This window comes from Micromonospora sp. CA-263727 (genome assembly GCF_050942455.1).
Classification (GTDB): domain Bacteria; phylum Actinomycetota; class Actinomycetes; order Mycobacteriales; family Micromonosporaceae; genus Micromonospora.
Map to the genome: position 1 here is coordinate 1,000,452 of NZ_CP192031.1, position 20,072 is coordinate 1,020,523.

Sequence of the window (20,072 nt, forward strand, 5' to 3'; positions counted from 1 at the left end):
TCCGGCTCGCGGTGGACCGGGTCTACGGCTGGCATCCGACCGCAGCGGACTAGGGTCGGAGCATGGTCGCGAGTATCCGGTACGAGGACATCGTCAGGGCCCCGAAGGCGCTGCTGCACGACCACCTGGACGGTGGCCTGCGGCCCGCGACGATCGTCGACCTGGCGGCCGAGGTCGGTCACGAACTGCCCACCACCGAGCCGGAGGCGCTGGGTCGCTGGTTCGTGGCGGCGGCCGACTCGGGCTCGCTGGAGCGTTACCTGGAGACCTTCGCGCACACGGTCGCCGTGATGCAGACCGCCTCCGCGCTGCGCCGGGTGGCCCGCGAGTGCGCCCTGGACCTGGCTGCCGACGGGGTGGTCTACGCCGAGGTGCGGTTCGCTCCGGAGCAGCACCTGGAGCAGGACCTGAGCCTGGACGAGGTGGTCGAGGCGGTGCTGGCCGGGTTCGCCGAGGGCAGCGCGCTCGCCGCCGAGGTCGGCACGCCGATCCGGGTCGGCACGCTGCTCACCGCGATGCGACACGCGGCCCGTTCGCAGGAGATCGCCGAGCTGGCCGTGCGGCACCGCGACCACGGCGTGGTGGGCTTCGACATCGCCGGTGCGGAGGCGGGCTTCCCGCCCACCCGCCACCTGGACGCCTTCGAGTACCTGCAACGGGAGAACTTCCACTTCACCATCCACGCCGGTGAGGCGTTCGGGCTGCCCTCCATCTGGCAGGCCATCCAGTGGTGCGGGGCGGACCGCCTCGGTCACGGCGTACGCATCGTCGACGACATCACCCCCGGGCCCGAGCCGGTGCTCGGCCGGCTGGCCGCGTACGTGCGGGACAAGCGGATCCCGCTGGAGCTGTGCCCGTCGTCGAACGTGCAGACCGGCGCCGCCGCGTCGATCGTCGAGCACCCCATCGGGCTGCTGCGCGACCTGCGGTTCCGGGTCACCGTGAACACCGACAACCGGCTGATGAGCGGCACCTCGGTGTCCCGCGAGATGGCCCTGCTCGCCGAGGCGTTCGGCTACGGCTGGCGCGAGGTGCAGTGGTTCACCATCAACGCGATGAAGAGCGCCTTCATCCCGTTCGACGAGCGGCTGCGGATCATCGACGAAGTGATCAAGCCGGCGTACGCGAAGCTGCTGGCCTGACGGCTGGGCGGGGCTGTTCAGCGGCCGGGTGGGGTAGTGGCGAGCAGTCGGGCCACCCGGCGGAGGACCTCCCGGCCGCGCGCCGCCTCCGCCCCCAGGCCGGTCTGTCGACGTAGCACCGCCGGCTCGGCCCGCAGCAGAGTCACGCCGCGGCGCAGCAGCACCCGGGGGCCCTTGCGCTGTTCGGCGAGGTCCCGGGCGAGCCGGCGGAGGAAGGTGGCGCTGCGCGGCCGGCGCAGCGCGTACGCCCCGGCGAGCAGGCCGCGTCGCCGGCATTCCCCGACAATCTCGGCCGCGAATATCCCTTCGGCTACGAAAAGTGGCGAATCGGCGAGCTTGACGGGCCGAGTGGACACTCGGCGATCCTCGTTGATCGCATAGACCGGCACGTCCGCTCGGCCGTGGCGGGCCAGTTGGGCAATGACCTCGACCGCTGCGTCGGCATCCCACGAATCGGGCGACTCCCAGTCGATCTGGCCGTTTCGTCGCGGTAACGATGGGTCATCGCCGTCCTTGTAAAAATCGTCTAAGCAGAGCACTGGAAGGCCAGTTTGCTGCGCTATGTACGACTTTCCAGAGCCGGAAGGGCCGGCAATCAGGACGACTTGGTGCGGCGTTTCCATTACGTTGTGTGACTCCGGACAGACGGAACGCGATCAAATTGCATCAACATCTCATCACACCTTTGGCTGGGGCCAGCCTGGGCTTTCTCTTTCCGGGGCGGCGTGATGGAATCTCGGATGGTCCGACCCGCCGGGTCGGCTGCTGGGCGTTGTCCGGGGGGCAACGCGGAGGCTGCAATCACTAGGGCGGTGACGTGAGCAAACGGCCGAAGACGGCAGGCTCCTTCCTGTCGCGTCTGCGCCGGCCAGCCGGTCGGCTCCGCGACATGCCGATCTGGTCAAAGCTCGGTCTCATCTTGATCGTGCCGACCATCGCCACGGTCGTCGTGGGTACCAGCGGTCTGGTCGACCACCTGGACTCCCTGAACGACGCCAACCGGGCCGGTGACCTCGCCGAACTCATCGGTTTCTCCGGTGAACTGGTGGATGGTCTACAGGACGAGCGGACCGCGGCCGTGCTGCTGCTCGGGTTGCCGCCGCAACAGTCGGGGCAGCCCGAATCGGAGGCGAAGAAGAAGTACGCCGCCCTCTACAACGAGGCTTCGGCCCGGGTTGACGCGGCCAAGGTCCCGTACTCGCGGCAGCGGGTCGAGTTGAGCGGCCTGCCGTCCAGCCTCGCGGGGTTGCTGAGCGAGGTCGACGAGCGGCTGACCGACCTGCCGGGCGCGCGCAGCCAGGTGTTCAACGGTAAGTACAAGATCACCGATGCGCTCCAGTCCTACGACGAACTGATCAACCAGCTCCTCGACCTCCGGGGCTCGGCCAGCCAGCTCGCTGGTGACAACGACCTCAGCGACCGGATGCGGGCGGCGGCCGCCGTGGCGCGCGAGAAGGAGTGGCTCTCCGTGCGCCGCGTGGTGGTGCACCGCGCGCTGATCCTGGGCGACATGAGTTCGACCCTGCGGAAGGACTACATCTCCAGCGAGACCGGCCAGGAGCAGGCGCAGCAGAGCTTCAACGCGGTCGCCACCGAGGCGGAGGCGGATTTCCACTCCCAGACCATCAGCGGCAGTGACCTCCGGCAGGCAACGCTCTACACCCGTCAGGTCAACGCCGACGCCTTCAGCAGCATCTCCTTCACCCCGGAGCAGTGGGACACGGCGCTGGTCGCCAACGGCAAGTTGATCCGGGCGGTCGAGTCGAAGTTCGACACCGACGTGACGGCCCAGGCCGCCGAACTCCGCTCCGACGTGCAGCGGCAGGTGTTCCTGGAGACCGGTCTGCTGCTCTCCATGCTGCTGCTGGCCATCATCCTGGCGTACCTGGTGGCCCGCTCGATGGCCCGATCACTGCGGGAGCTGCGTCAGGGCGCGCTCTCCATCGCCCAGTACGGGCTGCCCCAGGCGGTGGCCCGGCTGCGTGACCCGCAGGTCACCGGGCAGCTCTCCCCGGTGCAGCTGGCCAACCAGATCGCCGAGCCGCTGCCGGTGCGCAGCAAGGACGAGTTCGGCCAGGTGACCGAGGCGTTCAACGCGGTCCACCTGGAGGCGGTCCGCACCGCCGCGGAACAGGCCGCGCTGCGCGCCTCCGTCGCGACCATGTTCGTCAACCTGGCCCGCCGGTCCCAGATCCTGGTCGACCGGCTGATCGGTCACCTCGACCGGCTGGAGCGCGGCGAGGAGGACCCGGACCGGCTCGCCGAGCTGTTCCAGCTCGACCACCTCGCCACCCGGATGCGCCGCAACGACGAGAACCTGCTGGTCCTCGCCGGTGCCGACTCGACCCGCGTGCAGCGGGAGCCGGCGGCGCTGATCGACGTGCTGCGGGCCGCCCAGTCCGAGGTCGAGCACTACACCCGGATCGAGTTCGGGGTGATCGACCGGGACATCGAGGTCGCCGCGCACGCCGTCAACGACTTGGTCCACCTCGTCGCCGAGCTGTTTGACAACGCCACCGCCTTCTCGCCGCCGGATTCGCAGGTGATGGTCGAGGCCCGCCGGGTCGGCGACCGCGCCTCGCTGTACGTCGAGGACCGTGGCATCGGCATCAGCGGCGAGCAGTTGGCCGACCTCAACGAGCGGCTGGCCACGCCGCCGCAGGTGGACGTCGCCGTCTCCCGGATGATGGGTCTGGTCGTGGTCGCCCGCCTGGCGTCCCGACACGGAGTCAAGGTCGAGCTGCGTCCCGGCGGGGACCGTGGCACGGTCGCCGATGTCACGCTGCCCTCGACCGTGCTGGTGCCCCGGGCGCTCTCCGGCCGCGGGCAGCTGCCCGCGGCGCTGCCTCCCGCCAGCAGCCCGTCGTCCGCGCCGAGCCCGGCGTTCGGCGCGCTGGCGGCCTTCGGCAACGGTTCGCCCGCGCCGACCCCGCCGGCCCCGCGTCCCGGTGGGTCGGGCAACCAGGTGACCCTGGGCGGCCGGTCCTTCGACCCGGCCAGCCGCAACGGTGCCGGCACGCCGGCCACCGCGGCGGGCGCGGGCAACCTGCCCGCCTGGTCGGACCTGACCGGCGCCAGCGGCGTCACCGGCGGACACAGCTTCAACCCGCGTTCGTCGAACGGTCAGCCGATCGATCCGCTGCCGCAGCGCCGGGCCACCGACGAACCGACCGTCACCGGTCACCAGCCGGGCATCCCGCGCCAGCTGCCGAGCAGCCCCGAGGCCGGGCCGTACGCGCCGCCCGCGGTGTCGGCGCCGCCGATCCCGCCGATCTCGTCGCCGCCGATCTCCGGCACGCCCTACTCGGCCCCGCCGGTCTCGGCCGCGCCGGTCTCCGCCGCACCGACCTCGACGCCGCCCGGCAGTTCGCTGCCGCATCGGCCGGTCTCTTCGGGCCCCGGCGTCATGTCCACCCCGGGCGCCTCGGCGCCGCCGGCCTGGCCGCCGGTCGCCGGGGAGCAGGCCGCGCCGCCGGTGCCCGAGCGGCTCGCCGCAGCGCTGGACATGACCACCGAACTGCCCCGGGTGCCGCAGTCGGGTGCCCGGACCGCACCGGCGCATCCCCGTCCCACCACGCCCACGCCACAGGCCCAGAACCGGCAGCGGTACGCGGATGAGACAATGGAGCTGCCGATCTTCCGGGAGCTGGAGTCGGCGTGGTTCCGCACCCGTCGTCCCGGCCCCGAGGAGTCGGGCGCTGCCCGGCAACCGGCGGCGACCAGCACCGCCACCCAACAGTTCTCCGCGGTCGAGACCGCGGGTCGACCCGTCCAACAGACCCCGACCGGGACGACAGGTAACCCACCGATGGCAGAGACTCCGACGGCCGCAGGCGCGTCCGGCGGGAACGGCATGGGAACGAGCGGTGCGGCCCGTTCCGGTGCCACCGAGAGCAGGCCCTCGTACCGGACGCCGCAGGAGAGTGTTTGGCAGACCGCAGCCGACGACGGCTGGCGGGCGGCCAGCGCCGCCAGCCAGATGCCGCCCACCGGCACCACCCAGACCGGCCTACCGAAGCGCACCCCAATGGCGCAGCTGGTGCCGGGCGCGGTGGAGAAGCCGACGGCGTCGGTGCAGCGGCGCAACCCGGAATCGGTACGCGGCCTGCTTTCCGCCTACCACCGGGGCGTCCAGCGGGGGCGTAGCCACCCGTCGGACGGCAACCCGACCGGCCCGGAGGAGACTCCGGGCGGGCAGCAGTCCTCGCAGTCTGGCTCAGGCCCGGTGGCCGGGAGCGGGCAGAAGGAGCAAGAACGATGACTACTACGCAGGATCTCGGTTGGCTGCTGGCCAACTTCGCCGACCGGGTGCCCGGTGTCGCACATGCGGTCGCCGTCTCCGCGGACGGCCTGCTCCTGGCGTCGTCACGAGACCTTCCGCGGGACCGGGCGGACCAGCTGGCGGCGATCGCCTCCGGCCTGGTCAGCCTGACCCAGGGCGCGGCCCGCTGCTTCGAGGGAGGCGCCGTGCTGCAAACCGTGGTCGAGATGGACAATGGCTTCCTGTTCCTGATGTCGATTTCCGACGGCTCGTCGTTTGCGGTGCTTGCCGCCCGCAGCTGCGACGTGGGACAGGTTGGTTACGAAATGGCGCTGCTTGTCGATCGCGTCGGTGACGCCCTGACCCCGCAGCCGCGTACGGCTGTCGGGATGATGGGCTGATCGTCGCCGGTTGGCGTAGGCAGGGCAAGAACACTGCAAAGACGGGTAGCACCGGTGCGATCCGGTGCCGGGTACGAAGGAGGTGAGCGGCGACATGACCGATCGTGACGAGCCGACCGGCGCATTGGTTCGTCCATACGCCGTGACCCGCGGACGTACCCGTCCCCGCCTCGACATCGCCCTGGAGGCGCTGGTCGAGACGACGGTGCGCGGTCGGGCCGTTGCCACTGGCAACGGTGGGCAAGGCCGTGAGCACCAGTACATCGCCGCGCTGTGTGACGGACGCGTGCAGTCGCTTGCCGAGATTGCGGCACGAATGCAGCTTCCACTCGGCGTGGCCCGGGTGCTCATCGCCGACATGGCGACGGACGGCCTGGTCGCAGTCCACGAGCCGACCATCCTGGACGACTCGGACGACGCGGTGGGCACTGAATTGCTGGAGAGGGTGCTGAGTGGACTTCGCAGGCTCTGACATGTCGCACCGCCCGCCGACCCCAAGCGGGCGCGTGACGTCGGCGAAGATCGTTATCGCCGGTGGATTCGGCGTCGGTAAGACGACGCTGGTCGGCTCGGTCTCGGAGATCACGCCGCTGACCACCGAGGCCATCATGACCTCCGCCGGGGTCGGCGTCGACGATACCCGGCAGGTGCCGGGCAAGACGACGACCACGGTGGCCATGGACTTCGGTCGTATCTCGATCGATCGTGACCTGATCCTGTACCTCTTCGGTACGCCGGGTCAGACCCGTTTCTGGTTCATGTGGGATGAACTGGTGCGGGGCGCGATCGGCGCGGTCGTGCTGGTGGACACCCGCCGGCTGGCCGACTGCTTCGCGGCGATCGACTTCTTCGAGCACCGGCGGCTGCCGTACCTGGTGGCGATCAACTGCTTCGACGGTATGCAGTACCACGACCCGCAGGACGTTCGGGAGGCGCTCGCCATCTCCTCGCACGTGCCGGTGGTGGCCTGCGACGCCCGGAACCGGGAGTCGACGAAGCACGTGTTGATCTCGCTGGTCGAGTACGTGCTCACCATGCGTCGCACGCGCGCCGTCGCCCCGGCCTGACGATCGCGTCCCAGCGCCTGGTGACGGCCTCCGCCGACACCGGGCGCTGGTTGGCGTCCGCGATTCGTGAACCGGCGTGTGCCGGACACGGCTGCATCCAAGCCGTGCGCCGGCCCGGCCGTGAGCGGGGAACGGCCGTGCCGGCCCGGCCGCGATCCCCGCCGCGCCGGTCGTGCCGGGTCAGCGCCGGTCGTGCCGGGTCAGCTGAGCCGGTTCCAGGCGCCGCCGTCGATCCGGTACACGCCGAGAGAGTGGCGCTCCATGCCGCTGTGCCGGATCGGGGTGAACGAGTACATCCCCGCCATCCCGTCGGTGATCTGGTTCTGTAGGTACGCCCGCAGCCGCCCACGGTCCACGCTGCCGGCCAACCGGGCCGCCGTGGCGATGAGCAACAGGGCGTCCGAGGCGTACGGAGCGAAGCCGTTGTAGGCGCCGTGCCGGCGGATGTACTGCGAGACGAGTTCGCGGTAGGCGCGGGCGGTGGCGCTGCTGTTGGCGATGGTGGAGGCGGCCAGCGACGACGGGTGGACGGCGTACGCGCCCTCCACGGCGAGCGCGTTCTGGCTCTCCAGGGTCTCCTCGGCCACCGCTCCGGCGTCGAAGAAGAGTTCGCCGGTGTGCCCGGCCTTGCGCAGGGCCCGTGCGGCGGCACCGGAGGTCGGCGCGGTCGCCCAGACCACCACCCCGTCCGCCTGGGCCGCGACGGCCTGCTCGGCGGCCCGCCCGGCGTCCCCACCCGCCCTGGGCAGCCGTACGGTGCGGGCGAGACCGACCCCAGCGGTACGCAACGCGCCGGTCATGGCCCGTACGCCGGAGTTGCCGTACAGCCCCTCCTCGGCCAGCAGCACGACCCGCCGCAGCCCCTCGGCCTTGATCAGCTGGGCCAGCCGGCGGGCCACGTCCCCGGCGTCCGGGGTGACCTTGTAGATGAAGGCGCGTTGGGCCAGCGGGACGGTGATCGCGTCGCCGAACGCCAGCGAGACGAACGGCACCCGCAACTCCTGCGCCACCCCGATGACCGCCATCGAGGTCTCCGTCAGCGCGCCGCCGAGCAGGGCGTGCACGTCGTCGCGCTGGCCGAGTTCGGTGGCCTGCCGAGCGGCGATCTTGGGGTCGCTGGCGTTGTCCAGCACCTCCAGCCGGATTGTCCGGCGCAGGTTGCCGACCGCCACCCCCTTCTCGTTGATGGCCTCCGCGCTGATCGCCAGCGCCCGCTCCTGGGCCACGCCCAGGGCCGCGCCCGGCCCGCTCAGTTCCAGCGTCGCGCCGATTGTCAGCTCGTGCCCTGGAGTGGCGCGGGGGACGGCTCCGTCACGCTCTCCGTCGCGCCCACAGGCGCTCAGCAGCATGCTGCCCGCCGCGGCGGCGAGTACGCCACGTCGGGTGAGCACGGATGGGCCGGTTGTCGGTGTTGCCATGAGTCGCCTTCCCGCCCGGCGACCTGCCGCCGGCTGTTCCGCGGGTATGCTCCCGGCCCCGCCGACCCGGCGTCAACCTATCCGGGTGTGGGTAGAAACACGCAGGTGAGCGGCGTTGTAGCCGGCGTCAGGACCGGTAACCGGCCGAGCGGTACTCGTACTCCCGCTCGTCGTCCCGATCGCCGGTGTCCCGGCTGAAGTCCCAGCCGCCGGCGGACTCCCGTCCGGGACGACCGCCGACCGCGAACCCGCCGATCTCCTGCCCCCGGCGCCAGCCGCGGAAGTAGCCGGTGGTGTTCTCCGCCAGGCTGGCGGCGTCCCGCACGATCCGCAGCGGGCGCTCCTCGCGCAGCGGCGAGCCGGGCACGAGGTTGGCCTGCGGCACCCGCTTGGGCAGCCCGGCCGTCGTCTCGGCACCCACCGCCGGGCGGGCCGCCTGCTCGGCGGCCTGCCATCCGGTGTCGGCGGTGGTCGACCAGTCCAGGTCGGCCTCCTCGCCGTGACCGACGAACCAGGCGGACTTGGCCTGGGCGAAGATCAGCAGGTCGCCGTCGCCCTCGTCGGAGACCGGCGGCGGCCGGTGCTCGATCGCCGCTGGCTCCGCTCGGCGCGTCGGCGGCGTGAGGTCCAGGCGCTCGGCCGAACGGCCGCCACGCTCGGGGCCGGCCCGGTCGACGAGGCGCAGCGGCGGCGTCTCCAGGTGCGCCTCGGCGCCGCTGCGCAGCGCCCGGTCGGCCAGCGGCGGCGGCTCGACCAGCCGCAGCACCGGTGGCTCCGGCGGCAGGTCGTCGGCGAGCCACGGCGGGGTCACCCGGCGGTCGGCGGTCAACTCGGCCGGGGGCTCGGGGGCGCTGCGTCGACCCCGGTCCTCGTACGGGCCGGTGACCGGAGTGTGGGCCGGGCTGTCGGCCGGGTTCTCCGGGTTGTTGACCAGTGGCCAGTTCGCCCGGGAACCCGGGGCGGCCGGCTCCTGCGTCGGTCGGGGCGTCGGCACCGGGACGTTGAGGTCGGTGGCGCTGAAGCCGCCGGTCGGCGGTTCACCGCCGGTGGTCTTCGGCCGGGGCGGGATGACGGTGCGCTGGCGTTCGGCCCGCGCGCTGTTGATCGCCGCGGTGGTGAGGGTGGGCCGGAAGGGCTCACCGGCCTCCGCGGGCGGGATCGAGCCGCGCTGGGTCGGCGCGATCGGGGTGATCCCGGGCGGCGGCGGGGGCGGCGTGGAGATCGGCCGGTTGGTCGGCCCGTCGATCCGCGACGGGGTGGGCTCGGGACGCGTCGGTGGTGCCGAGAGGGGCGGACCGGCGATCGCGGCCGGCGCGACCGGAGCCGGTGCGACGGGCGGCGGAGTGACCGGGGCGGGTGCCACCGGCGGCGGGCCGAGCGGTCGCGGCGACGGCGGCGGGGCGCTGCCGGGCATCGGCTCCGGACGGCTGCGGCGTCCACCCGCCGGCTCCACGCCGCCCGGGCGGACCGCACGTAGGCCGGCGGCGGCGCTGGCGGCCGGCAACTCGCTGACCGGCTCGGCGCGCCGGCCGGCGGCCCGGCGACCTGCGGCCGGAGCGGCGGTACGGGCGTGCAGCGCACCGACCAGCGCCTGGCAGCCGGCGTCGCAGGCCCGCACGGCGGCGACCGTCTGCCGGATCGTCTCGGCGGCGGCTGCGGTGAGAGCCCGGTTGACCGTGGACCGGCGAGGGGTTTCGGAGATCGCCACCCGCAGTGCGGTGACCGCCTCGTCGATCGCTTCCGCGTCGCCCGCACCATCGGCCGCGAGCTGGGCGGCGACGGCGTCCGCGGTGACCGCGGCGTCCCGACCACGGCCGGCTGCGTCGGTGAGCATGCTCGGCTCGGGCAGGGCGTCCAGCACGGCCAGCGGGATCGACTCGGCGGGGTCGGGGTAGGCGCGCAGGGCGGCCGGGTAGAGCTCGCGAAGCACCTCGCGCAGCGCGACCGCGGCGGAGTGCCGCCCGCTGGCCAGCGCGGCGTGCGCGGCGAGCACCTGCTTGTAGCCGGCAAGGTCCCGAGGGGCTGGCAGAGTCACGGCCGACAGCGCACCCGCCTGCAACGAGCGGGCCAGGCCGACGGCCCGCCGGACGGCGGGCGGAGACTGCATCTCCTCCAGCGAGTCGTCGTCGGCGAACCGTTCGGCGAAGTCGTCGACCGAGTCGTCGTCGGCGATGGCCAGCGGGCGGCCGGCGGCACTGAGCAGTGAGGTGACCGTGTGATCGTCGCTGTCGGCGGCGATCGCCGCGCCGCTCGGCCCGCCGGAGCGTTCCACGAGCAGCGTGACCAACCGGGCGTAGCCCGCCGGGTCGTCGCCGATCTCACAGACATGCAGCAGACGGCCTGCGTCGTCGACCACAGCGGACGTCAGCGTCGATCCGGCCGAGGCCGATCGGTCGGCCGGATCCGCCGAGGCCAGACCGCAGTACACGCGCACGAGCGCCACGGCGTCGTCCTCCTCCCGGGACACAGGGCTTTTCTCTGCCAGAGACTGATGCTCCCTGGTGCGGGTCAGTCGCGCCAGTCCACGACCGCAGAGATCTTTCCGACAATGGTCCGCCAGCCCAGACTTGCGGTTTGTGCCCCGATTTTCTTCAATCGACGTCGACCCATGAAGCCGCCGATTCCGCCGTTTACCGAAGCCCGTAGTGCCTCGTCGAGATCGTCGAGGCTGGAACCGGCGGAGAGCATGTCGAGTACGGCGGGCAGGCGGAGCGCGTACGCCAGATCGCGGGCGACCTCGCCAGCCTCGATGAGCAGTGTCGGATCCCAGGTGTCGTGTCCGCCGCGGAGGTTTTCCACCACGAGGTCGAGCTCGTAGACATCCTCGTCGAGAGGCGCGATGTCGGCCGGCTCCAACCGTTCGGACAATTCATTCCAACTGTCCAGCTGAGACAGATCGTTGGGTGCGCCGGAGCGGACGAAACTGACCAGGGACTCGGGGGTCTTGAACAGCAGCAGCCGCCCCCGGTGCGTCAGGAAGGCCGGCACCTCCTCGTCGTCGGCCTCGTCGGCCGCCTCCTCGTCGGTCTCCTCCTGCTCGGCCTTGCCCGCTCCGGCGTCGTCGCCGCCCTTGGTCCGCTTCTTCTCCTCGCCGTCGCTCTCGGCGAACTCCCGGGCGACATCCTCGTCGAGGATGACGACGTCCTCGTCCTCGTCGTCCTCGGTCTCGACCGCCTGCCGGCGGGCCAGGAACGGGTCGTCGGCGTCGCGCTCGGCCACGTCGGTCGGGGTCAGCTCGCTGGCGGGCCGGTACGCCCGCAGGGTGAAGCCGGTGCCGGCGGGCAGCGCGATCTCGACCGGATCGATCCGCAGCTCGTCCCAGAGCGCGCGATCCGCGTCGGCCGACGCGGCGGCCTCCGGCTCGTCAGCGGCGTCCGGCTCGGCGGGGCCGGTGATGTCATCGAGCTCGGGCTCGTCGGCGTCCGGCCGTTGGGGCGACTGGCGGGCCACGGTGACCTCCGTGTGCGTCGGGCTGCCCACTCAACGGCACGATGCCGGTGAGTGACTCTGGGCACATACCCTAGTGGGCCGCTCTGGGTAACCGGTGCCGCACCCCGGTGGCGGTGGCCGTTGCCTCACGCGTAGCGTCTCTACGTATGAACGCGCAGGCGCTGCACGGACACCTCGACGCCCTGCTGCTCGCCGTGCTGGAGCGGGGGGCCCTGCATGGGTACGCCATCATCGAGGCGCTGCGGGCCCGCAGCGACGGCCGCCTTGACCTGCCCACCGGCACGGTTTACCCGGCGCTGCGGCGACTGGAGCGGGCCGGGCACGTGGCCAGCGCCTGGAGCACCGTCAACGGGCGGGAACGGCGGACCTACGAGCTGACCGACGCCGGCCGGCGGGCACTGGTCGACCAGCGGTCGGGGTGGCGCGAGTTCAGCGCGACCGTCGGGCGTTTCCTCGACCCGGGCGGCGCACCGGCGACCTCGGGCTGAGCCCGGCCGGTTATCCGGTCACCGCCCGGCGGTGCGCCAGCAGCCAGGTGTGCGCGGCCCGGCCCAGCCAGACCTGGGCCACGGCGACGACGAGCATGCCGATGATCATCGGAGGCCAGGTCAGGGCCGCGTCCCAGAGCCGGATCGACCAGGCGAAGAGCGCCACACCGGCCAGCGCGCCCAACAGGTCATCCCCGACCGGCATGGCCCCACCCTGCCATGACGGGTGGCGTGACGGCGTCCGGGACATCCCGGAGGCGATCCCGGAAGGGTCAGCCGGAGAGCGCGAGATAGCCGTGCTCGGCGGCCTGTTGCAGCACCCACTGGTCCCGGTACCAGCCGGGGGCCGCGACCAGTTCGGCATGCCGGCCGCGCTGGACGACCCGGCCGGCGTCCAGCACCACGATCTCGTCGACCCCGGCGAGACCGCTGAGCCGGTGGGTGATCAGCAGCACCGAGTGCCCGGCCGGGGTGGCGTCCAGCGTCGAGGCGAGCACCTGGTCGGCGGCGACCGGGTCGAGCCCCTCGGTCGGTTCGTCCAGCACCAGCACTCCGGGCGCGGCGAGCAGCGCGCGGGCCAGGGCGAGCCGCTGCCGCTGGCCGCCGGAGAGCTGCCCGCCCTCCTCGCCGACCTCGGTGTCCCAGCCATCCGGCTGGGCGCGTACCCAGTCCGCCAGCCCGGCCGCGGCGGTGGCGGCGGCCAGCGCCTCCTCGTCCGCGTCCGGACGGCCGAGCAGCAGGTTCTCCCGGACCGAGGCGTGGAAGACGTACGCCTCGGCGAGCAGCCCACCGACCGTCCGGGACAGCTCCTCGGGCGGGTACGCCGACACGTCCCGCCCGTCCAGGGTGACCTGGCCGTGCTCCGGGCCTACCGCGCCGGTCAGGACGGCGGCCAGGGTGCTCTTGCCCGCGCCGCTCGGCCCGACGACCGCCACCCGACGTCCCGGCGGCAGGTCGAGGTCGAACCCGTCGAGCGCGGCGGGCGCAGCGGCCCGGTACCGGACGGTCACCCCCTCGAACCGCACCCGGGCGGCACCGCAAATCGCGGCCGGGCGGCCTTCGGGCCGTCCGGTGTCGGGGAGATCGGCCACGAGCTGGGCCACCCGCGCCAGGCCGGAGCGCAGCCCGGTCCACTGCCGGGCGGCGCCGACCAGCGCGAGGGCGATCTCCACCGCGGCCAGGGCGCCGACGGCGAGCACGCCGACCAGCACTCCGTCCACCCCGGCCCGGAGCACCACCAGCACCACCGCGCCGGCGGTCAGCCCGGCCACCAGCACCCCGGCGGCGTCGACGGCGAAACCGAGCGCGGCGAGCCGGCGTTCCCACCGGGCCAGCCGCCGGGCCCGCCGCCCGGCGGCATCCAGCGCCGCACCGGTGGCCCCGAAGGCGGCCAGGTCGGCGGCGCCGTGGGTCAGGTCGACCGCGTCGGCGGCGAGCGCGCCGCGCAGCGGCGCCACCTCGGCGCCGGCCCGCCGGGTCAGCAGGGTGGCCAGCGCCGGCAGGGCCACGCCGGCCACCAGCAGCCCGGCGGCGAGCGCCAGCGCGGCCGGTGGTGAGATCAGCGCGGCCACGCCCACCGCCAGCATGCTCACCAGCCCGGCCGCCGTGGCCGGGACGAGCACCCGCAGCAGCAGGTCCTGCACCGCCTCCACGTCGGAGACCAGCCGGCTCAGCGCGTCGCCGGTGCGCGGCGGCGCGCCGCGCCGGGCGGCCAGGGTGGCGAAGACCCGGGTGCGGACGTCGGTGACGAGGCGGAGCACCGCGTCGTGACCGGCGAGCCGTTCGGTGTAGCGCAGCACGCCCCGGCTGACCGCGAGTGCCCGTACCGCGACGATCGCCACGGTGAGCCGGTCCAGCGGGGGCTGCCCGGCGGCGGCCATCAACAGCCAGGTCGCGGTGGCCATCAGGGCCAGCCCGGCGAACTCGGTGGCCGCGGCGAGCAGCCCCGCGCCGACCAGCCGCCTCAGGTAGGGCCGGGCCAGGCGCAGCACGGTCAGCTCCGGGACGCTGCTGGCATCCGGCACAGCGCTGGGCGCGCTCATCGACCCTCCCCGGCCGGTTGCGGGGTCAACTCGGTCACCCGGCCGTCCTCGATCCGCAGGATGCGGTCGGCATCCTCAAGGAGCGCGGGCCGGTGCGCGACCAGCAGCGCGGTGCGGCCGGCCACCAGCCGGTCGGTTGCCGACAGCACCACCGCCTCGGCGGCGGCGTCGAGGCGCGCGGTCGGCTCGTCGAGCAGGACCACGGGAGCGTCCCGCAGGAACGCCCGGGCGAGCGCCAACCGCTGCCGCTGCCCGCTGGACAGACCGTGCCCGCGCTCGCCGAGCCGGGTGTCCAGCCCGTCGGGCAGCGCGGCGACCACGTCGTCGAGGGCGGCGGCCCGGACCGCGGCGGCGACCGCGCTCGGCGTGGCCTGCGGGCTGCCGAGCCGGATGTTGTCGGTCAGCGACGCGGCGAACAGGTGGGCCCGCTGCGGCACCCAGGCCACCTGCCGACGCCAGCCGTCGAGGTCGGCGTCGGCCAGGTCCACCCCGCCGACGGTGACCCGGCCGGTGGTCGGCGTGACGAAGCCGAGCAGCAGGCCGAGCAGAGTGCTCTTGCCGGCGCCGCTCGGACCGATGATCGCGATCCGCTCGCCGGGCCGGATGGTCAGCGTGACGTCCCGCAGCGCGGTGGTCCGCTCGTACGCGACGGTCACCGACTCGAACCGGATCTCGCCGCGCCCGTCCGGCAGCGCACCGGCGCGACCCGTCGGCGCAGGCGCGGAACCGGAGAGGGTGAGCGCCTCGTCCAGCGCGGTGAGCCCCTCCATGCTGGCGTGGAACCGGCTGCCGGCCGCCCGCAGCGGCAGGTACGCCTCCGGGGTGAGCAGCAGCACCAGCAGCGCGGTCTGGAGGGCCAGCCCGCCGCCGAGCAGCCGGATGCCGACCGGCACCGCGACCAGCGCCACCGACAGGGTGGCCACCAGCTCCAGCACCAGGGCGGAGAGGAAGGCGATCCGGAGGGTCTTCATGGTGGCGACGCGGTGCCCGTCGGCCATCCGGCGTACCGCGTCGGTCTGGGCCCGGGCGCGGCCGAACGCCCGCAGTGTGGGCAGCCCGGCGACCATGTCCAGGAAGTGCCCGCCGAGCCGGGACAGCCGCCGCCACTGGCGTTCGGTGGCGGCCTGGGCCTGCCAGCCGAGCAGCGCGCCGAAGATCGGGATGAGCGGCAGGGTCAGCGCGATGATCACCGCCGAACTCCAGTCGGCGAGGAAGACCCGGCCGAGCACGGCGACCGGCACGGTGACGCTCAGCACAAGCTGGGGGAGGTAACCGGTGAAGTAGGCGTCCAGGGCGTCCAGCCCCCGACCGGCGAGGGTGGCCAACTGCCCGGCCCGCTGGCCGGCGACCCAGCCCGGCCCGTGCCGGGCGACCGCGCCGAGCAGGTCGGCCCGGAGCGTGGCCTTGACCGTGGCGGCCACCCGCGCCGACACCGCGCCCTGCGCCCAGACCAGCACCGACCGGGCCGCGACGGCGGCCAGGAAGCCGGCCAGTGCGGCCCGGTCCAGCCGCCCGGTGAACGCCGTGGCCAGTAGCGCGGCCAGGGCGGTGGCCTGCGCCACGATCAGCCCGGCGGCGAGCACGCCGAGGAGCGCGAGCAGGGCAAGGTCGCGCCGGGCCGCGGGGACCCGGTGCAGCAGCCGCGGGTCGAAGGGACGACGGTTCACCAGTACACCGGTGCTCTGCCGTCAGTGCGTCCCCGGAAAATCCACCAACACATCGCCTGGAAGCCTAGTAGGGCCGGCAGCAGCGGCATCGCCAGCCAGCCCAGCAGGCGCAACGTCGGGGCGCTGGCCGCCGCGTCGGTCACTGTCAGTGACGCGCCGGGTTCGATGGTCGACACCAGCACGTAGGGCCAGAGGGTCGCCCCGACCAGCAGCACCGGCAGCGCCAGCGCGGTGGCGGTCGCGGCGAAGGCCACCCCGGGCCGCCGCCGGCCGAGCGCCGTCCGGGCCATCAGCAGCGCCGCCACCAGCAACCCCGCCAGCAGTACGCCGACCGCCGGGCGCTGTGCGGCGGCGCGTACCCGGTCGGAGAGCAGGCCGACGACGGCGGCCACGCCGACCGCGGTGATCGCGGCGACCACGAGCCGGCGGGCCAGCGGCCGGAGCCGGTCGCCCTCGGCGGCCGGCAGCCGCAGCGTGAGGAAGGTCGCACCGTGCGCCGCGACCAGCGCGACCGGGGCCAGCCCGGTGGCGGCGGCGAACGGGGTGAAGAGGTGGGTCACCCCGGCCACGTGCCCGTCGGCGTGCCGCGGTACGCCCTGGAGCAGCCCGGCGAGCACGACGCCCCAGCCGAGCGCGGCGAGCAGGCTGCCGATCACGATCACCCGGTCCCAGCCGGCGCGGGCCCAGCGGCCCTCGGGGCGGCTGCGCAGCTGCACCCCGGCGGTCACCAGGATCACCCCGGCCAGCGCGGCGACCACGGCCGGGTAGCCGCCGGCCAGCAGCTCGCCCTCCAGCACCGGGAACGCGCCGAACAGGATGCCGACGGCGGCCACCAGCCACACCTCGTTGCCGAGGAAGAACGGCCCGACCGCGTTGAGGGCGGCCCGGCGTCGACCGGCGTCGGCGCCGCGGGCGAGCAACAGGCCTACGCCGTAGTCGTAGCCGCCGAGCACCAGGTAGCCGGCGAAGAAGAGGCCGAGCAGGGCGTACCAGGCGAGTTCCATCTCGGCTCTCCTCAGACGAAGGCGGGCTCGGTACGGGGGTCGTCGGCCGGGGGCTGGGCCGGTGGGCGGCCGAGGGCGGGGTCGGCCGCGCCCCGGGCGGCGTGCCGGGCCACCAGCACCCAGTTGGTGACGGCGAGGGCACCGAGCAGCAGGGTGAAGCCGGTCAGCGAGGCGGCCATCAGCCAGGGGCTGATCGGCGAGACCGCCTGCTCCACCGGCAGCAGGCCGTACGCCACCCAGGGCTGGCGGCCGACCTCGCGGGCGACCCAGCCGAGGATCAGCGCCACGAAGGGCAGCGGCAGGGCGAGCATGAGCAGCCAGAGCGGGAACCGGAGTCGGATGATCCAGTCCCGCCAGAGCAGCGGCACCAGCAGCCAGAGCAGACCGAGGCCGAAGCCGATGAGGATCATGAAGCCGAGGCCGACGTTGGCCAGCGCGGGTGGCAGGTAGTCGCCGGGGCCGAACCGGGCGGTCCACTCGGCGACCAGCGCCTCCGCCGCCGGGCTGTGGTCGGCGAACTTTGTCGGTTGCCGGTCGCCCACCGGCCCGAACTGGGCGAGGCCGAACCCCTGCACGAAGGTGATCGCCACTGCGGCGGTGACCACCCCGATCCGCAGCGAGGTGCGGAACAGCGCGAGGTCGGGGGTGCGCCGGATCAGGTGCCAGGCGCTGACCGCGGCCATCAGCAGTCCGCCGGTGAGCAGGGCGGCCGACACCACGTGGCCGAGCGCCATCCACAGGGCCGGGTTGGTCAGCAGCGCCGAGAAGTCGGTCAGGTGGGCGATGCCGTCGCGGACCTGGTAGCCGACCGGGTTCTGCAACCAGGAGTTGGCCACCATGATCCAGAACGCCGAGGCGTACGCGGTGAGCATGACCCCGTACAGCAGCGCGAGGTGTACGCCGCGGCGCAGCCGGTGCCAGCCGAAGATCCACATGCCGAGGAAGGTCGACTCCAGGAAGAAGGCGACCAGCGTCTCGATCGCCAGCGGAGCGTCGAAGACGTTGCCGACATAGCGCGACAACTCGCTCCAGTTCAGGCCGAACTGGAACTCCATCACGATGCCGGTGGCGATGCCGAGCACGTAGTTGATCACGTAGAGCTGGCCCCAGAACCGGGTCAGCCGCTCGAACCGCGGGTTGCCGGTGACCACCCAGGCGGTCTGCAACCCGACCAGCAGGGTGACCAGGCCGAGGGTGACGGCCACGAAGAGGAAGTGGACCGAGGCGGTGGCGGCGAACTGTAGGCGGGCGAGGAGCAGGGTGTCCATGGCCGGCCCTCCTGGGACGGGGATCGATGCAGATAGGAAGCCTACACGTAGGAACACTACCTATATGGCCGTGCCTGGGCGGAGGCCGACAGGATCAGGGACAGCTCAGGGTGGCCGGTTCGGGAGTGGCCGGTTCCGGGGCGGTGATTTCGGGGGTGGCCGGCTCCGGGGCGGTGGGTTCCAGGGCGGTGATTTCGGGGTGACGGTGCGGCCGGTTCCGGAGGCGGTGGGTTCGGGGTGGTCGGCTGCGGTGGGTTCGGGGTGGTCAGCTCAGGAAGAGCGAGATGGGCAGGGCGGCCACGGTGGTCGTCACGGCCAGGGCGACAGCGCCGAGCAGCCGGGGTGGACGCTCGGCGACCAGCAGCCGCTGCACCCGTACGTCGAGATCCCGATCGCCGATGCCGAGCGCGCCGGCCGGCGTGACCCGGTTGCCGGCGGCGGCGAACCGGCGCAGCGCACCGGCCAGCGGCGCCTCGGCGTGCAGCTCGCGTGCCTTGTCGTCGGCGCGCATCTCGACCAGCAGCGAGACCCGCTCGTGCGCCTCGCGGACCCAGCGCAGCCAGGGCAGCGCCCGGCAGAGCGCGGTGAACGGCAGCAGCACCAGGTCGTGCCGCTCCTGGGCGTGCGCCCGCTCGTGGGTGAGCACCGCCTCAAGCTCGGCCCGGTCGAGCAGGCTCAACGTGCCGGCGCTGACCACCACCCGGGGCTTCACCCCCGGCAGGCAGTACGCCGCCGCGCTCGGGTGGTCGAGCACCAGCGCCCCGGGCACGGTGGGATCCCGTCGAGCCACCAGGGTGAGCAGCTCCCGGTGCCGGCGCTGGGCGCGTACCGTGCCGTGGATGCTGCGTACCGTCGTGGTGAGCAGCACCGCCCCGACGCCGAGACCGACGCCGACCAGCCCCAGGTGCATCGCGCCGACGCCCACCGGCAGCGTGCTGTGCCGCAGGTCGTTCGCCAGCGCGAGCAGGGCGCTTCCGGTGCCCCGCCGGTAGGGCGCAAGTCCGAGCGCGATCGGCAGGCCCACCGCGGAGAGGCCGGCCGCCAGGCCGACCGCCTGCCAGCAGAGGATCGCCACCCGGGGGCTGCGCCACGTCCAGGTGGATCGGGCCAGCACCTGCGCGATCAGCCAGCACGCCAGCATCGAGCCGGCGAAGTGCAGGGCGTGGGCCACGGCGGCGTCCCTACCGCTCCGCAGCCTCGTCGGCCCGCCCCGGGCGGGTCGCCCGGTCGGCCGGCGGCGCATCGACCCGATCGGTCAAGGCGGCACCGTCACCCGGCCCGTCCGCCGAGGCCATCCCGGCCTCGGCCGCCAGCGCGGCACGGAGTACGTCCGCCTCGGTGCCGGTGACCGAGCGGGCGAACCGGACCAGTGCCGCGTCCCGGCTCCCGCCCAGGTCGAGCGCGTCGAGCATGATCTGGGCGATGTACGCCTCCCGGCTGGCGGCGGCCCGGTAACGCCAGGCCCGGCCCTCCCGCTCGCGCCGCACCATGTCCTTTCCCGCGAGCCGGTCCAGCACCGTCATCACCGTCGTGTACGCCAACTCGCGCCCCGCCAACGCGTCAGCGACCTCGCGCACCGTAACCCCATCGGACGCGGCGGGAACCGTGTCCCACAGCACGTCCATCACCGCCCGCTCAAGATCCCCCAGCCGAGTCACCCCCAAATCCTACCCCCCGTAGTAGACCCCCCAACCCCCACTCCCGCCCCCACCCGTTCCCCGGCCCCCACCCGTTCCCCGGCCCCCACCCGTTCCCCGGCCCTCACCCGTTCCCCGGCCCTCACCCCGTTTCCCGGCCCTCACCCCGTTTCCCGGCCCTCACCCCGTTTCCCGGCCCTCACCCCGTAGCCGGCTCCCACCCCCAC

General features: G+C 73.6%; 16 protein-coding genes and 2 pseudogenes. 6 read left to right on the forward strand and 12 right to left on the reverse strand.

Translation table 11 applies throughout. The features are described from left to right. The first annotated feature begins 62 nt into the window (after positions 1-62). Positions 63-1,142 (forward strand): adenosine deaminase, encoded by a 1,080-nt coding sequence (locus ACQPYA_RS04740; RefSeq protein WP_433531422.1) that lies wholly within the window; start codon positions 63-65, stop codon positions 1,140-1,142. A 17-nt stretch (positions 1,143-1,159) separates the two neighbouring features. Here ACQPYA_RS04740 and ACQPYA_RS04745 read toward each other — a convergent pair whose 3' ends face one another. Further along, positions 1,160-1,765: a uridine kinase family protein gene (locus ACQPYA_RS04745; protein WP_433531423.1), complete on the reverse strand. Its 606-nt coding sequence runs from the start codon at positions 1,763-1,765 to the stop codon at positions 1,160-1,162. Positions 1,766-1,959: 194 nt separating this feature from the next. Between ACQPYA_RS04745 and ACQPYA_RS04750 the strand changes: the two genes are divergently transcribed. The 4 genes from ACQPYA_RS04750 to ACQPYA_RS04765 all read left to right on the forward strand — a co-directional run bounded on the left by ACQPYA_RS04750 (position 1,960) and on the right by ACQPYA_RS04765 (position 6,871). Further along, a complete protein-coding gene (locus tag ACQPYA_RS04750; RefSeq protein ID WP_433531424.1) occupies positions 1,960-5,403 on the forward strand; it encodes a nitrate- and nitrite sensing domain-containing protein in 3,444 nt (1,147 codons plus the stop codon). Next, a complete protein-coding gene (locus ACQPYA_RS04755; RefSeq protein WP_013283992.1) occupies positions 5,400-5,804 on the forward strand; it encodes a roadblock/LC7 domain-containing protein in 405 nt (134 codons plus the stop codon). Before ACQPYA_RS04750 ends, ACQPYA_RS04755 begins: the two co-directional genes overlap by 4 nt. Positions 5,805-5,898: 94 nt before the next feature. Then, positions 5,899-6,276 (forward strand): DUF742 domain-containing protein, encoded by a 378-nt coding sequence (locus tag ACQPYA_RS04760; RefSeq protein WP_433533378.1) that lies wholly within the window; start codon positions 5,899-5,901, stop codon positions 6,274-6,276. Position 6,277: 1 nt separating this feature from the next. Beyond that, entirely contained in the window at positions 6,278-6,871 is a 594-nt protein-coding gene (locus ACQPYA_RS04765; protein WP_111216744.1) for a GTP-binding protein, read from the forward strand. A gap of 200 nt (positions 6,872-7,071) precedes the next feature. Here ACQPYA_RS04765 and ACQPYA_RS04770 read toward each other — a convergent pair whose 3' ends face one another. The 4 genes and pseudogenes from ACQPYA_RS04770 to ACQPYA_RS04785 all read right to left on the reverse strand — a co-directional run bounded on the left by ACQPYA_RS04770 (position 7,072) and on the right by ACQPYA_RS04785 (position 11,769). After that, positions 7,072-8,289 carry an ABC transporter substrate-binding protein gene (locus tag ACQPYA_RS04770; protein WP_433531425.1) on the reverse strand — a complete coding sequence of 406 codons (1,218 nt, stop codon included), beginning with the start codon at positions 8,287-8,289 and terminating at the stop codon, positions 7,072-7,074. A 127-nt stretch (positions 8,290-8,416) separates the two neighbouring features. Then, positions 8,417-9,103: pseudogene (locus tag ACQPYA_RS04775) on the reverse strand (transposase); the annotation flags it as partial. A gap of 77 nt (positions 9,104-9,180) precedes the next feature. Next, positions 9,181-10,756: pseudogene (locus ACQPYA_RS04780) on the reverse strand (transposase); the annotation flags it as partial. A gap of 41 nt (positions 10,757-10,797) precedes the next feature. Continuing rightward, complete coding sequence (locus ACQPYA_RS04785) at positions 10,798-11,769, reverse strand: DNA primase (protein WP_433531426.1); 972 nt, start codon at positions 11,767-11,769, stop codon at positions 10,798-10,800. A gap of 116 nt (positions 11,770-11,885) precedes the next feature. On the opposite strand from ACQPYA_RS04785, the gene ACQPYA_RS04790 reads away from it, so the two are divergent. After that, positions 11,886-12,227, forward strand: coding sequence for a PadR family transcriptional regulator (locus tag ACQPYA_RS04790; RefSeq protein WP_433531427.1), 342 nt, complete (start codon positions 11,886-11,888; stop codon positions 12,225-12,227). Between the two features lie 10 nt (positions 12,228-12,237). Here the strand turns inward: ACQPYA_RS04790 and ACQPYA_RS04795 are convergent, their stop codons facing one another. The 7 genes from ACQPYA_RS04795 to ACQPYA_RS04825 all read right to left on the reverse strand — a co-directional run bounded on the left by ACQPYA_RS04795 (position 12,238) and on the right by ACQPYA_RS04825 (position 19,866). Next, positions 12,238-12,432 (reverse strand): hypothetical protein, encoded by a 195-nt coding sequence (locus ACQPYA_RS04795; protein ID WP_433531428.1) that lies wholly within the window; start codon positions 12,430-12,432, stop codon positions 12,238-12,240. A 67-nt stretch (positions 12,433-12,499) separates the two neighbouring features. Next, on the reverse strand, positions 12,500-14,269 hold the full coding sequence (gene cydC / locus ACQPYA_RS04800) for a thiol reductant ABC exporter subunit CydC (RefSeq protein ID WP_433531429.1): 1,770 nt from the start codon (positions 14,267-14,269) through the stop codon (positions 12,500-12,502). Beyond that, positions 14,266-15,936 (reverse strand): thiol reductant ABC exporter subunit CydD, encoded by a 1,671-nt coding sequence (gene cydD, locus ACQPYA_RS04805; protein ID WP_433531430.1) that lies wholly within the window; start codon positions 15,934-15,936, stop codon positions 14,266-14,268. The genes cydC and cydD overlap by 4 nt, the downstream gene beginning before the upstream one ends. Continuing rightward, a complete protein-coding gene (locus ACQPYA_RS04810) occupies positions 15,933-16,940 on the reverse strand; it encodes a cytochrome d ubiquinol oxidase subunit II (RefSeq protein ID WP_433531431.1) in 1,008 nt (335 codons plus the stop codon). The genes cydD and ACQPYA_RS04810 overlap by 4 nt, the downstream gene beginning before the upstream one ends. Positions 16,941-16,951: 11 nt before the next feature. Beyond that, positions 16,952-18,208, reverse strand: a complete 1,257-nt coding sequence (locus ACQPYA_RS04815) for a cytochrome ubiquinol oxidase subunit I (protein WP_433531432.1) — start codon at positions 18,206-18,208, stop codon at positions 16,952-16,954. A 265-nt stretch (positions 18,209-18,473) separates the two neighbouring features. Further along, positions 18,474-19,379 (reverse strand): M56 family metallopeptidase, encoded by a 906-nt coding sequence (locus ACQPYA_RS04820; protein ID WP_433531433.1) that lies wholly within the window; start codon positions 19,377-19,379, stop codon positions 18,474-18,476. 10 nt (positions 19,380-19,389) lie between these two features. Next, entirely contained in the window at positions 19,390-19,866 is a 477-nt protein-coding gene (locus ACQPYA_RS04825) for a BlaI/MecI/CopY family transcriptional regulator (protein WP_433531434.1), read from the reverse strand. Between the last annotated feature and the right edge of the window lie 206 nt (positions 19,867-20,072).

What these genes read in the sequence shown, in the direction of transcription:
- ACQPYA_RS04745 (WP_433531423.1), bottom strand. Translation starts at nt 1,765, where the DNA reads ATGGAAACGCCGCACCAAGTCGTCCTGATTGCCGGCCCTTCCGGCTCT.
- ACQPYA_RS04740 (WP_433531422.1), top strand. Translation starts at nt 63, where the DNA reads ATGGTCGCGAGTATCCGGTACGAGGACATCGTCAGGGCCCCGAAGGCG.
- ACQPYA_RS04810 (WP_433531431.1), bottom strand. Translation starts at nt 16,940, where the DNA reads ATGGAACTCGCCTGGTACGCCCTGCTCGGCCTCTTCTTCGCCGGCTAC.
- ACQPYA_RS04790 (WP_433531427.1), top strand. Translation starts at nt 11,886, where the DNA reads ATGAACGCGCAGGCGCTGCACGGACACCTCGACGCCCTGCTGCTCGCC.
- ACQPYA_RS04795 (WP_433531428.1), bottom strand. Translation starts at nt 12,432, where the DNA reads ATGCCGGTCGGGGATGACCTGTTGGGCGCGCTGGCCGGTGTGGCGCTC.
- cydC (WP_433531429.1), bottom strand. Translation starts at nt 14,269, where the DNA reads ATGAGCGCGCCCAGCGCTGTGCCGGATGCCAGCAGCGTCCCGGAGCTG.
- ACQPYA_RS04760 (WP_433533378.1), top strand. Translation starts at nt 5,899, where the DNA reads ATGACCGATCGTGACGAGCCGACCGGCGCATTGGTTCGTCCATACGCC.
- ACQPYA_RS04770 (WP_433531425.1), bottom strand. Translation starts at nt 8,289, where the DNA reads ATGGCAACACCGACAACCGGCCCATCCGTGCTCACCCGACGTGGCGTA.
- ACQPYA_RS04755 (WP_013283992.1), top strand. Translation starts at nt 5,400, where the DNA reads ATGACTACTACGCAGGATCTCGGTTGGCTGCTGGCCAACTTCGCCGAC.
- ACQPYA_RS04815 (WP_433531432.1), bottom strand. Translation starts at nt 18,208, where the DNA reads ATGGACACCCTGCTCCTCGCCCGCCTACAGTTCGCCGCCACCGCCTCG.
- ACQPYA_RS04765 (WP_111216744.1), top strand. Translation starts at nt 6,278, where the DNA reads ATGTCGCACCGCCCGCCGACCCCAAGCGGGCGCGTGACGTCGGCGAAG.